Source organism: Legionella drozanskii LLAP-1, from assembly GCF_001467585.1.
Taxonomy (GTDB): domain Bacteria; phylum Pseudomonadota; class Gammaproteobacteria; order Legionellales; family Legionellaceae; genus Tatlockia; species Tatlockia drozanskii.
On record NZ_LNXY01000006.1, the window covers coordinates 1 to 14535 of the forward strand.

Below are 14535 nucleotides of genomic sequence, written 5' to 3' on the forward strand. Positions count from 1 at the left end.
TTTGACATCTGTAACTCCTCGTTATTCAGATTATATCTGTTAAACAAGGTGTACGGTTAATCGAGGGAGGATCAGAATTTCATTTTTATTGGGTGCGTTTACGGGATTTATAGGGGTAGCTCTAAGAAAATATGTGAATGAATCTGAAGAGTTTATTCAGTTCAAAACCCAAACTATCAAAACAAAATCTTTCAGCACGTTAATTTTAGAACAAAAGAAAAATATCATAATTACATTTGGATTATATGAATTATGTGCATTGATTACGTATGTGGTATTTATGTACATGCCGAATTATTTAATCATTGTTACCGAATACAATAATGAATTCGTTAGACTTATAAATACAATTTCGTTGGCTTTAATGTTGATAATGGTCCCATTTTTTGGGTATTTAGGAGATGTTTATAATCCAAGAAAGCTATTGATTATTTTTTCTTCTTTACTACTTCTTTTGTCATTCCCATTATATAAGATGATGTTAAAGGGATTTTACTGTGTAATTTTTGCCCATTTAATTTTAGCAGTAATATCAGCAGGTTATCAAGGGTTGATTACTTGTTTTGTGCTTTCACGATTAGATATTGAAGTGAGGTATCTGGTTGGAGCAATTGGATATAATTTCAGTTATGTAATTTTTGGAGCAGGATCCCTTTTGCTTTTGTCTGCGACTATCGACAACCCATTGTATGTAAATATTCCTCCAATTGTTATCTGCTTAGGAGCATTGATTTCCTTACTATTTATCTTCACTTTAAGGGTAAAAAATTGATATCTTAGGTGTAAAATATTGACACTTAGTTAATGGCTTGATATCTTTTCAGTATTAGCCACTTCCCTAGAAAAATGATAAAAAAGGATTATGAGCCAATTAATATTACTCCACATCTAACTGAACGAAGAAAATTATAGGAAGCAGGCTGCGAATAGAAGATTACTTATTTTATTCAAATAAATTTCAAACAACCCAACTATTTAAATTCAAAGGTAGCAAAGGAAGCTAAATATGCCTGTACTTCAAGAAAAATTAAATTAACTTTGTCATTGGGGTTTGGAACCCTCTGGAGCGAAAAGATCGCGAACTAACTTCATGATCTATAAGCGATTAAAACCACTAATTAACCGGGCGATGATATTCTAGCCTTGAAAAATATAAATTAATATTGTTCTTAATTAAATCATAATTTTGCTTAACCTACGTTTCCACCCTTGAGGACGTCAATCCCCTCATATCAGTTCGGCGACTGTTGGGACAAATGAGTACTAACTGAATTTTGTTAAAAATATATTTTATTTGGGGATCTACTGTGATGATAAGGAGTTACGAATATGTTTGAATCTGTCCACCAAATTAAAAATCAAGGGAAGCAATACCTTCCAATCTATCATTCCCCCAATGAACTGCTCCATATCCAAAATATTCTACATTCCCAAGCACCTTTGGTTTCTATTAAAAAAATTAATCAACTCCGCCAATTAATAGCAAGAGCAGCAGTAGGTGAGTATTTTTTAATACAATTAGGAGATTGTGCAGAAAGCTTTTCTGAATGCGACAAAGAAACTACCTATGCAAAATTAGACTTTATTCAGCTGCTGGCCGAATTTTTTCAAAGAAAAACTGGAGTTAGGGTAATCCAAGTAGGCCGCATAGCAGGTCAATACGCGAAGCCCAGAAACAATCTCTATGAGATTTCTCACAATAAAAGGATTTATTCCTATTTTGGCGATATGGTGAATCAGTTTCATGAAAAACATCGTACCCCGGATCCTTGGCGAATGCTGCTGAGTTATAATTGTTCAGCATCCATTTATCGAGAAATTAATCAATGGAATCGAGATCTAAGACCGGAACAAAAAATATATACAAGTCATGAAGCATTTTTACTTTACTACGAACAAGCGTTAACTCAGTTGGATAAACGCACGGGATTCTATTACAACCTTTCAACCCATTTTCCCTGGCTTGGTAAACGCACGGTTAGCAGCACTTCACACGTTAACTATCTGAAAAAAATAGCAAATCCTATTGCAGTAAAAATAGGCCCCGATACTTCCATCAAGCATCTTATAAAGACCATCAATGCATTAGATCCAGATTATATCCCTGGACGCATCACACTTATTCCCAGATTAGGAGCGCAATCTGTCCATCGCATTTTGCCGCAATTAATTGATGCGGTGAAAAAAACAAACCGTACAGTTTTATGGAGTTGTGATCCTATGCATGGGAATACCGAAACTATCAGTTCTGGGCTAAAGATTAGGAAACTAGGTCACATTCTTGAGGAGATAAAGAGTTCTTTTGTGATTCATAGAAAAATGGGCAGCAAACTTAATGCCATACATCTTGAAGCAACCCATCAGGATGTGACGGAGTGCTTGGATTACAATTCATCAATTAATGAGTTAGTAACTGACTTTAAAAAAAGCTACAAAAGCCTAGTGGATCCGCGTCTCAATTACGCACAAACTATCCATATGATGCAGGGTATTGCAAAGCTTTATATTGAATATTAATAAGTGATTTAAATATAGAAGCGCAAGAAATTCGCTAGTTAATTTTTAAATTCACAAAAAAGAGATTAAATGTAATAATTTGATCTTTAAACCCATTTATTTTTCAGCTTTGTATGTAAGATACAGCACTGAAAACTATATCTTTTTATTTTCCTTCTCTTGAGTAGATGAAAGTTTTTCTTTGTCAAGAAGATACTCTTTAAGAGTATCAATATCTTCCATGTAAGAAGTGATATAAAATTTACTTCCATCTTTTAAAATTAAATCTAATCCAGGTGCAAATTTAGCAAACCCTGTTAAAAATTTATCTATGATGGAAAATTTTGAAGTTTCTACTAAAAAAATATCAGAAACTGCAAAATTTGTTTTTTTTTCAAAAACATTGGTCAATGTAAAAAAACTATCTTCTTTTTTTATACTCTTTACATAACGACTTCCTGTTAAAATCATGAAGACGTTACATATTCCAAAATAAGCGAGAAAAACTATAACAACTGAGCCAATTATTTTATCTTGTATATCCGAACCGATTACAACACCAAAACCTGCGAGACCTGAAACCCAAAAAAGGACGCAAGCTGTGAAATAATAAAGCGGCTTAGGCAGACAATCTCTAGAACTTAAATGCGTATCACACCAAATCATAATCATAATCCTGTACGTTTACCTAAATAATAACCTACTGAGCTTGTAGGAGCATTAATAAGAGAATCTATCATAGCTTTAGAAAAACCTACATTTACTTCTTTAGTAACAGCATGAGAAACTCTAGCACCTGCTAATGAAAACCCTAAGTAGAAAAGACTGTAATGATTATTTTGGGGATCTCTTAAATATGAATAAGTTTGACCTGCTAAATTTGATAATCCAGCCGAAATATACGGACTACTTAAAAAAGCGCTTAGTCTTGGCTGCAATCCGCCAATGGCCACTAAAGAACCGATTAATGCTCCAACTTCAATATCACGACAATCTCCACCAACCGCAACAGCTCCATACCCTCCTGAAAACCCGCCATATGTTCCATGTGCAGCAAGATTACCCCATTTCACCCCCTTTCCAATTTCAAAACTTGCAAGTCCGATTGGACCTGCATATTCTTTGAAATAATTTTCTTTCGCGACTCTTCTTTCTATATTAAGGATTGATGTCAATGATAAAACATTGTCGATCCCTTCGATAGTACCTTGGGATAATGGAGTTTTTTGTAAAGCAGTTATGGTCTGAAGCTGAAGATTTTCGCCTGTAAACATTCTTCTGATGCCTGTAATGAGCTTATCTGAGCCGTGAGCACCTATTACGAAACCGGGAAGAGCTAAACCCCCGAATGTGCCATCGATTAAAGCTGCAGCGGTTGCTAACTCTCCAATGCCTTCTGCTACTTCCATTGCCCCCTCTACTCGATTACCTATTTTTCCAGCTTGCCACATTGAGGAACCCAATTGCCTCGTCCAATTGACTAGCGCACTTTGCACAAAACTACCTAGTCCGCTAGTTAAGCTATCTGTTTTGGATTCTTTATTTCTCTCAACGGTAATTAATGGGGGTTGATAGGGAATATAGTTTTTTTCATAATCGTTCCATAGCTGATGCATTTTTTCCATGATGGAAGAATGGCTAGTTGTTTCTTGATGAAGGCGCTCATAGAAGCCTTTAGGAATAGGACTGTAGTTTTCTTCATTTGCGGTGTCTGGGGTTGGGCAATATTCTCCTTCAATTGATTCGGGTTGTTCTTCTATGATCGCAGCTGTTTGGGAGTGGATAAATCCATTTCCAATTGCTGAGCCGAGATTGTCGCTGAGGACTTGGGTTGCATTTAAGTTTTCTCCGTTCATTGCGGTTTGCAAGACGTCGGTTGTTAGGGCACTTAATTCGGAATGAATGATACTGCCTCCCGCCTCACCGAGGCGTCGCTCCAGCGATTGAGTTACTGTCCTGCCCGACTTACTTCCGGCGACGCCGCCTAGGATTCCTCTTGCTCCTAGTTCAGACCAGCTAAAATGTTGATGATTTTGTAGTGCTAGGCTTACTCCTTGGCTAACAGCGTCCTCACCCATCATTTGCGCTGCTGTGGAAAAACTAAATCCTGCGGGTGATAGTTTGTCAAATTTTCCGAGTAGGTTTGTAAAAGCCGCGCTTGAATTTAATCCTTGCAAAAGCCCAGCAGAGGCTGCTGTTGAAAAGCCGGAGATTAATGAGCCTTTCAATTTTATACCTTTTTGCAAACCTAAAATATTGGCAAGTCCCTGACCTGCAAGATTGCCAGCCAGACCGGCAGCAAATCCTGCGGCTAGGGAGCCAGTCATGCCTAAAGCTTGACCGGCTAATACTTTCATACCTAAATGCAAGGCCCCACCTAGCCCCCCGCTTAAGCTTGCGCCGATTACGCCAGCAAGAGCCCCAAAAGCCGCGGCCGCTAAGACTGTGGCAATGACAGTGATTGCGGCAATTGCTATTTTCTTAAATAAAGAGGGTGACTTTCGACGCTGCGATACAGGAGTAGGCGTAGTCGAGGGTAACGACGGCGTCGGCAAAGTTGCAGAGGTATCTCCGATCAGTTCGGCACCACTGATGATTCGGCGAGTGCCATCATTATGGTGCTGTCTTGTTGCAACAGGGGGGATTGTAATTCGTTGACCATTATGTAATTGGCTTGGCTGTCTATCGGTAATGCCATTGCTATCCGCAATAAGGTACCACAGACTACTATCCCCATAAACTTGCAGAGCAATACCATCCAAACTATCACCCGCTTGCACGATATAAGTTCCAAGATTGTCTTGTGGAGTATTTGCTAAAATTTCATTATTCGTATCGTTTTGTAAGCTCCCATCTCTCTGCAAAAAATAAGCAGTGATTTCCGGAGCAAACACGCCAAAATCCTCCAAATAAGCCGCCGTTGATCCTGCGCGTGCATTACCTTTTGGCGTAAAGCCACCGTAGACATTTAAATGCTGGATCCCGTTGTTGTCTAATTGCAAATCACCAATAGTTTTACCAGCTACAGTTAGATAGCTTGTTTGACCATTTTTATTTGATCTTGCACGAATTCCTTCAAGGGTACTAATCTTATAATTACTAATGTTATTCCCATCAACCGCTTGATACAGTTGACCATTAACACTGTAGTAACGTCCACTTACTCCATAGGTTTGAGGACCATTATCGATTGATTGAGTGGCTGTATCAGTTGATTGTAGATAACTATCCCAATACACATAGCTATAATGATGAGAGCGCTGTATTAGCGTATTATTTTGATAGAACCTGCCGTCTACATGCTGTAAATTTCCTACAGCATCATAGAAATATTGCTCTGCCTCTGTTTGTTGCCAACTACCTGAAAGCAGTGTGATAGTGCTTTGCATTTGCAATAGATCAGCAACATACTGCATTGTTGTGATACTTGCTGCGTGCCCAAAGGCATCATATAGCCTTTCCTCATCGACTCGTCCTATCTCATCATAATGAATTGTCTTCAATTTGATATTATTTTTGCTAATGATCTCTAATTCATTACTTGTGTTATAGGTATAGTTATATTGTTGAAAGGCACCGTCCTCAAACTTGTAGGCCTTTTTGACGTTACCTGCCGCATCGTAATCGAGATAAGAACTTTGAAGGCCAAATAGGCTAATTTCACCGTTAAGGAAACTCCCTTTGTTAATCAACATGCGATTATTAGCATCATAGGTATAAAAATCATCATTCCTAACTTTCTGATAACCAGTGTAGTTAGCCTCCACCGCGGTATGGCGAATATTACCCCCCGCATCGTACTGATAATCGATACTCAATAGAGCATGATCTTTATCAGGTAGCTGATTCACTTTATCCTGAGGAAGACGACGTTTCACAGTCGTTAAGCGTCCTAAAGCATCATAGGCATAGACATCATTTTCTGTTATCCAACCACCATCACCTGAACCTTGAGTAGTCTTTGAGACCGATTTAGTAATCATATTGCCATCGGCATCATAGCTATAATAATTCGTTTCTTGATATACATTATCGGAATAGGATAAAATTTGACCATCACCTTGATAGCGATAGCTGATGCTTTTACCGGCTGTAGAAGTTTCTTCCAATAAAAGACCATTTTTATTGTATTGATAAGTAGAAGTATGACTGCCTAAATCGGTATGTGATTGCAAGCGTCCATTGGCGTCATACGTCCAGGTTTGAACAAGCCCATTCGCATCTTGTTCAGAAATCTTATGCCCGGCATCATCATAATCTGAGTAACTCAAGCGTCCGCCAGCATCTTTTTTAAGAAATTGATGCCCCAAGTTGTCATACCAAAATAATAAAGAGTGATCTAAAGCGTTGCGTTGGGCGATTAACTCGCCACTTTCGTCATAAGTGTAGGTTTGCTGATTATTTGGTGAGTTGACCTTTGTTAAACGATTGGCTTTATCGTAAACATAAGTCGTTATGCCACCTAGTTCATTCTGATTACTAACTAAATGACCCAATAAATTGTAAGTTTTAATTCGCTGGTGACCCTTAGCATCAATCTCTGTAAGGGCGCGACCTTCGGCATCTAAAATTTTGGCTACGGTATGGCCATTAGCATCTGTCATCGCAATTGCCCGACCTAAGGCGTCGTAGGCATAATAAACGATAGGTTTAAGTGTTTGGGCTTGCATTTTTTCGTCAAAGGCAACCACCTCAGGAAGTTCCTGTTTAACCACTTGATCGAAAGCATTGTATTCATAATGAGTTTCAAACCCTCGCGCACTCGTATGGGATAACACATTACCCCAACGATCAACGCTTTGCTGCTGCGAAATAGTTTCTAAATGAACCTCTTCTCCTAATTTTGTCGCAGTCAGGGTGAACTCTTTGGTCTGGTTTAAACAACGACCCAATCCATCATAGCTATTATTCTGGCGCTGCAAATTAAAATGCCATTGCTCGTTGGTGAATCGCTCTGTTTCGTTAAAGCGTTCCTGTGACAAATCGACCCCCAGGTCTCCATACTCTGCAGAAAAAACATTAGTAGAGCTAACAATCTGGGTAAGGTGATCAATCAAATCATAGACAAAAATCTGATAATAACCTTGAGTATTGGAGCGCCAAATTCTTCCTAAAAAATCATAATCAATATGAGTCGTTAAATTGCCATCAATTCCTTTGGCAGTCATTTCACCAAATACATTATAAACAGCATCTTCAGTCATCAGCAGGCCATTGTTTTTGAAGGTACCTGTCTGTAAAAGATGCCCCTCTTTATCATAGGCATAGCGTTTATCAATAAGTCGCTGACTACCATCTATCTGAGTCAGCTGTTGCCAACTTCGTACTTTTTGACCATTGGCATCATAGCTGTAGTAAACCGCATGATTTAGGCCGTCAATTTCTGCCAATAATCGACCTTGATTGTCATAAATAGCATGCGTACTTACGTCTGCTACCGAAGACTCATTAAGTACATAACTATCTTTGTTTGCAAAAGCAGCTCCCTGAGCAAAACGGGTCACTTCAACCAGTTGTCCTAAAGGATCATAACTGTAGGTTGTCGCCGCTCGCCCCCCTGAAGTAGCAGGGCCTACTTTGGCAATCAATTGACCTAAAGCATCGTAATAACAATAGCTTGTCAATCCTAAAGCGTCTGTTGTTGCGGTTAAATTGCCCAAGGCATCATAGTTATAGTAGGTGGTTAAATCACTGGCTACGGTCGTATATTGATTAGACTCATTAATGAGTTGCTGATAGCTGGCCTGCTTTAGAGTTTTACTGGTTAATCGACCTAGCTCATCGTAACCAAAAACCACATGACGATCTTTTGTGCTGTTATCGGGAATACCGACGTGACTCTCATCCCATTCATTTGCGCGATTGGCGTATTGAAGTTCATCAGTCAGTTCGCCGAAACTACCATAGGAGTAAGTTGTTAGATAATGCTCCGCATCTAAACTCGCTTGCTTTAAGCCATCGTTGTCGTAGTAATAATTGGTCTTGGCCCAATCAATTTCATTACGCTTAACGCTTAGTTCAATGACTTCACCAAAGGCATTATAACGAGTGCGGGTAGTTGGGGTCAGTGTTTCGTAATGTTTTGTTGCGGCGTTATAACTGTGGACTGCCTTCTGTGTAGTTTCGACTAAACGATTATCTAAATCATAACTATAATGCTCTTCCCGATCATAAGTACTGAGCTGTAGCGATTTGGCAAACGTTTCTGCATCATCTATTCCTGTAGACCAGCTTAAGGTATTAGCATAGCGTTTTTTTGACAGCAGATTGCCAACAGCATCATAGCTAAAACCAGTCACCGCGCCTTGAGCATTCAAGCTATACAATAATTGGCCTTTTTTATCGTAGGCATTATAACGCCAATTACCTGCACGATCTTTGCTGGCAATCACTTCCCCATAGGCATTGTATTGCTGTTCTTCGACTAAGGTTTGCGCCTGCTCTTGTCGCAGAGCGCTTGCTTGATTACTAGCGATATTCACGGAGACATTAGGATAGATCGTTTGTATTTTACGGTTATTATTATCATAACGATATTGGATGATTTGATTTAGACGGTCTGGATCGCATACGGTGGCTATAACATTGCCAAAGCTATCATAAGTATGGCGTGTAATTAGAGAGCGGAGTTCTGATACCCATTGTCCAGCTTTTAAACTCATCATTGCCGTGCTGGGTGAACGAGTTTCGATTAAGTGATTTGCTTCGTCGTAGAAATAAGTCCATTGTGCTGCATTGGCCTCAGTCTTTGTCAGTACATTACCGTTGTTGTCATAAGCAAAGTGTGTGGCTTGTTTTTTCGCATCTAGTTTGGTTGTAAGACGACCAATGACATCATAGTTAAAAATAGTGATTCTGTCCTGCTCATCTTGTTTCAAAACTTTTCTTAGACCTTGCTCATCATAAGTGGCTACAGTCAAGCGTTCACCATGAGCAATTTCGCTTGTTACATTGCCTAAAGCATCGTAGCCTCGTTCAAGAACACGACCTTCCGGGCTAATACGGTAAACCTCTCTGCCAGCAGCATCAAAAACGAAATGAGTCAGTCTATCTTGATCACACGTTGATAACTGCTTTTCCCAATCGCTCTTGGAATCCAACGCAAAACGCGTCGCATACTGTAAACTGGCAATCGTATTTCCAACTCCATCATAAAAATAAGCATTAGCAATACCATTAGCACTTAGTTGATAGCTCAATCGACCGGCTTGATCATAGGCATAACGGCTGCATTGATCAAAAGGAGAGGTTTGAATATTCTTACGCAATAGATCGAGTGAATAATGAGCAGATTCAAGTGCTAGATTTGTAGCAAACTTGATTTTGCTAATCATTTGGCCGCTCGCATTATAACTGTATTCAGTTAAATAGTTTTTCTCATCCAGTTGGTACACGAGTTGGTTGAGACCATTGTAGGCAAAATACCGATGTCTCGCTAAAGCTCTCTCCTCCTTGGAAAGCTCAAATACTCCCTTTTTAAGTTCGCCTAAGGATTTCACCGCAGCAAATCGACTGAGGTGGAGCAAATTACCATTACCATCATAATCATAAGATGTACCATAGCCTTGGGCATCGAAGGACAGAGTGACTCGTCCTTCAATATCAAAAAGCCGAAATTGGTATTGATCATTATCAGCTGGTTTCAAAACCAGACGCAGCTCTTTTTCTGTGTAACTTTTAAGAGCTGAAATGCGATTAGCATAGATCAGAGTTTGATATTCATTTCCATTCGCATCATAGATATGTTCTGTGACTACACCGCGCGCATCGATTTGAAAACGGCACTGGTTTTTAGCATCGTAAATAAAATGGCGCGTATTGTTGTTAGCATCGGTTTCGCTGATAAGATTACCATTCTCATCATAGCTATAGCTTGTTCTAAGACTTAGTCCATCAGGATCCAGAATTGTGGCTTTACGTCCTCCTAAAATGTCCCATTCATAGGCGGTTATTCTGTCTTTGCCTTGTGGGCTGCATTCCGTTTTTCGAGTTAATAAACCACGATCATCGTAGGTAAATAAAATGGTTAGATTAAGTCCGTCAGGGTCGGTGCGAGTTTGAATCAGATTCCCACTATCATCGTAGCTGAATTGCTTACGAAGCCCGCTGGCTTCAGTAATTTCTAACTGACGACCAATACCATCGTAGTGGTATTTTGTTGTGAGTGCTAAGCCATGGGGATCAAGCGTTTTAGTTAGTAAGCGTCCTTCTGCATCATAACTATAGTAAATAACTTGTCCACCATTGTCTTGCTGCCAAATCAGATGACCCACCTCGTCATAGTGATAGTATTTGGCCTGCGACTGGGGAGCGCTTTCAGTGATCAATTGTGCTTTAGCATCATAGTAGTAGCGTGTCGTTTGACCATTTGCATCGGTCACTGCGATTTTGTCGCCGAATGCATTGAATTGAGTGACTATTTTGCTTTTTTGACCTGGATGTTGGATTGTTAGGGTATTGTTTTGATCATCATAGCTAAAGTTATTATAGGAATTAGTTTCACTTAAGATACGTCCAAAAGCATCGTAGTCCATTTCCTTTTTAATCTTAGCTGGATTTTCAATAATAATTTTCTCGCCACGGCGGTTATATAGATAGCTTGTTATTCCTCCCCGGGGATCGATTATCTTTTTAACATTGCCAAAAACATCATATTGGGTTTCTGTGTGGCGGTTCACCCCCCCGATATCATCCGCTTGATGACGTACTAATCCTCGTCGATCATAGGCATAACCCTTAACTAATTCATGAGTCTGATCAATGCTGAGACTTGTTAGTTCTAATTCGCCAAACGCATTATATTCGATCGTTTGAAGCCCCCTGCTGCCAGTTAATTTTTTTACTAATTGGCCTAGGGTGTTATATTCGTAGACAATTTTTTCATCGCTTGATTCATCGCGTAATTCATCCAGTTGAGTAGCAAGTTCTGCCGTCGTTAAATCCCTTAAACTTTGCTTCAAAGATTTACTGTAGCGATAAACTGTCTCGACTTGGTTAAAGTGATTGTAGTGATTTTCAGTAACTTGCCCCTCTGCATTGACCGTGTAGGTAAGCAAGCCTGCCTCATTATAAAAATAACGAGTTGTTTGCTTTAATGCATTGGTCAGACTCACCACTCTGCCTGATAAATCATACTCATAATGAAGACTATGTTGTAGCCAGATAGTCTCGATCTCCGCTTCGGCGAGTTGAGGATTTTTTAATAATAGCGCTGCTCCTAAAGCATCTAATTGTTGAATTACCCTTCCCAGCGTATCGTAGCGAAACCGCTGTTGACGCATTTCCTGCGTTTTTGTATCAGTGAGTGTTTTCTCAAGAACTAAGCCATTTTCATCGTAGCGAAATTGGACCAGCAATCCATTTTGCGAGCGTTCCTCGATGAGTTGATCTAAATCATCATAACGATAGGTTGTTAGGTGATCACTAGCCTTTTCTTGTAAATTAAGATCAGTTAAAACTGTATTTTCATGAAGTTTTACAAAGACAGTTTCAGTTAAAACAGTTGAGAAACTGCGCTTTTGAATGAGCAAACCTCTGTCGTTGTATTCATAAGTGATTGCAAATCCTTCCGGATCAATATCAGCCACCTTCAAACCTGCTGTATTGAACAGGCTAAAGCTGTGGATATCATTATCATTCTTCTCGGGAACGACCCACTTCGAGTTCAAGGTAAAACTTGGATGATTTGCATACCGAATGCTTTCTAATAGATTCCCTCGACGATCGTAACGATAAGAGATGGCAGCACCCTCGCCATTCACTTCTGCTTGTAGCCGTCCTTCGCTATCATAAAAATAATAAATACTGCGATCGTTATCACTTAGCTGCAACTTGAGTTCATTGATGGTTAAGTGATGACTGGCTATATAAGACTCTAAACGAATGGCATAAGCTGTCTTGCAGATAACCTGTCCGGCTGGGTTATAGTCAAAAGCGAGAACCGCTCCCTCGGCATTAATTTGATAAGCAATCTGATTAAAATCGTTATAGATAATTTGACTGATACGATCGTCGAGAGTGTTTTTAGGTTTTATCTCAGTCCATTCAGGAATTTTGGTTTTCCAATCGGCAGTTACAGCTTTTTCACTGTAATTGATTGTTTGTACAAGCCTGCCCTCTTCATCATAGCGATACTCAGTCAATTGGCCACCAGGCTCACATTTGGCCTGCAACCGTCCCTCTTCATCATAAAAATAGTAAGAAACACTGCCATCAATGTGAGTTTCAGATTGTAATTGTCCGGCGGCATCATAAGCATATTGAATAGTACCGTAATTCCGCTTGTTAGAATCCAAATACTGGGTCGTTAAAAGTAATCCTGAATGGTCATAGCTACGAATGGTTTGCAAACCTCGAGCATTGGTTTCGACAATTCGTTGATGCATATCATCATATTCAAAGCGCTGAAAATGATTTTGATTATCGCAACTCTGAATTAGGCGTCCTAAATCATCATAAAGATAGCTAGTTATACTAAAACCTTGATTGAGAGGGACGGCTTTCTCCACAAGCCTGCCGGCAGCATCGTAGCGAAACCCTGTCACTAATGCCCTGTAACTGCTTCCCTCACCATTCTCATCAATGCTGGCATAATGTGTTTCTACATCTAAGAGTCCGCGCCAATCATAATGGTAGGAAGAGAGACTGATAGTCTGCGAATCTTGCTCGCTTACCCAGGTTAATAAGTCGTTCAATTCAAGTTTTTGCTGGCACGTTGAATAGCCGGATTTGAGATAAGTACGACTAGTTAGGCATTGACCCTCCTGATTATAGCGATACTCGGACACTGTGCCATCTTTAGCTATTAAGAAACGTAAATGTCCCCGCTCATCGTAAATAAAATGTTTTGTTTCTGGTGTTTCCGGGGAATGATTTCCGTCAAAACGGGTATAGCTGGTTTCACTTAGTAAGCGATGTTCATTGTCATAAACACGTTTCGTCATTTGTCCTGAAGGTTCTTGTACAGTGATGCAATCACCAGCTTCATTATAATCAAACAACCAATGTAAATTAGCTTGATGAACAGCCGTTAAATGCTGTCCTGTGTACTCATAACGAATAGGACTGTTTTCAGGTCCATCAATAGCTGTTAAGCGGCTTTGTTGATCATAATAATAAGTCCAGGTTTCACCTAAACCATTGCGAATGACTGTCCTGCCATCAAAGTATTCATAGTTAGTCGCGCGCTTTTCACCATCAATAAGTTTCTTAACTCGGCCTACACTATCGTAATCAATAAGAAGAGACGTTCCATCCGATTGGCGAATAGCAGAGATTTGGTTGGAATCGCTGACATAATCGTAGCTTATCCAATAAACCTTGCCCTGACCTAGATCACGAGTCACTTTTTGTAAGCGATGTTGGGCATCATAATCATAATGTAAGTGATGAATAATTTCGCCATCGCTGAGCACGTTGAGGTCTTGTAAAAAACCGTTATCAAAAACCCATTTTATGGTTTGCTTATCGCTAGTATCAATAATGGAATCTAATTGTCCCTCCCTATAATTAAATTGTAATTGATGGCCATCTCGATCCCTTAAGCAAGTTAATTGCCCATCGACATTATATTGATAAGAACGAGCATCACTTCCCTCTCGATAAATCCAACGATCTTGCTCGAAACGAAGCGTCCCAGTGCTTCCATCGCTTGCTAAATAGCAGCCTTTCGTTTCATCAAAGGTAAATTGACTGGCATGACCATCTTCGTCAATACGGATCAATTTAGAACCAAGACTATTGGCAACGCCATGCAGGGACAGAGAAGTTTGCGTATTGAAACGCCAATTGTTACCGCCTTCGCCCAATGAGTTGTAACTATGAACTAACTCAAACCCTAAACCGGTGCTTGCTAAAAATCCATCCTTTTGCCGTAATACCAGATTACCATTCGCTGCATTGGTATAAACTGATTCACCACTTTGACCAAGTGCTGCATTGCCCTTTGGCCCATAACTACCTAATTGGCTAAGTGAGGAACCTTTAATACCTAGACCTTCATTCGTAAATAGTTGTGTCATCCTAACAATCCTTTTTTAA

4 protein-coding genes are annotated in these 14535 nt (G+C 39.7%); 2 read left to right on the top strand and 2 right to left on the bottom strand.

Annotated elements, in window-relative coordinates; all coding sequences use genetic code 11:
• Window positions 1-133: 133 nt before the first annotated feature.
• Together Ldro_RS03075 and Ldro_RS03080 are read left to right on the top strand one after the other, a co-directional pair.
• Window positions 134-772: an MFS transporter gene (locus tag Ldro_RS03075; protein ID WP_131764365.1), complete on the top strand. Its 639-nt coding sequence runs from the start codon at window positions 134-136 to the stop codon at window positions 770-772.
• 557 nt (window positions 773-1329) lie between these two features.
• The gene (locus Ldro_RS03080; RefSeq protein WP_058494969.1) at window positions 1330-2517 is read left to right on the top strand and encodes a 3-deoxy-7-phosphoheptulonate synthase; all 1188 of its coding nucleotides are present in this window, start codon (window positions 1330-1332) and stop codon (window positions 2515-2517) included.
• Between the two features lie 135 nt (window positions 2518-2652).
• On the opposite strand, the gene Ldro_RS03085 is transcribed toward Ldro_RS03080, so the two are convergent.
• The gene (locus tag Ldro_RS03085) at window positions 2653-3162 is read right to left on the bottom strand and encodes a hypothetical protein (protein ID WP_058494970.1); all 510 of its coding nucleotides are present in this window, start codon (window positions 3160-3162) and stop codon (window positions 2653-2655) included.
• A 2-nt stretch (window positions 3163-3164) separates the two neighbouring features.
• Window positions 3165-14516 carry an RHS repeat domain-containing protein gene (locus Ldro_RS03090; RefSeq protein WP_058494971.1) on the bottom strand — a complete coding sequence of 3784 codons (11352 nt, stop codon included), beginning with the start codon at window positions 14514-14516 and terminating at the stop codon, window positions 3165-3167.
• Window positions 14517-14535 lie beyond the last annotated feature (19 nt).

Bases quoted from the DNA above. Each gene is read 5' to 3' on its own strand.
- Ldro_RS03080 (WP_058494969.1), top strand. From the start codon at position 1,330: ATGTTTGAATCTGTCCACCAAATTAAAAATCAAGGGAAGCAATACCTT.
- Ldro_RS03085 (WP_058494970.1), bottom strand. From the start codon at position 3,162: ATGATTTGGTGTGATACGCATTTAAGTTCTAGAGATTGTCTGCCTAAG.
- Ldro_RS03090 (WP_058494971.1), bottom strand. From the start codon at position 14,516: ATGACACAACTATTTACGAATGAAGGTCTAGGTATTAAAGGTTCCTCA.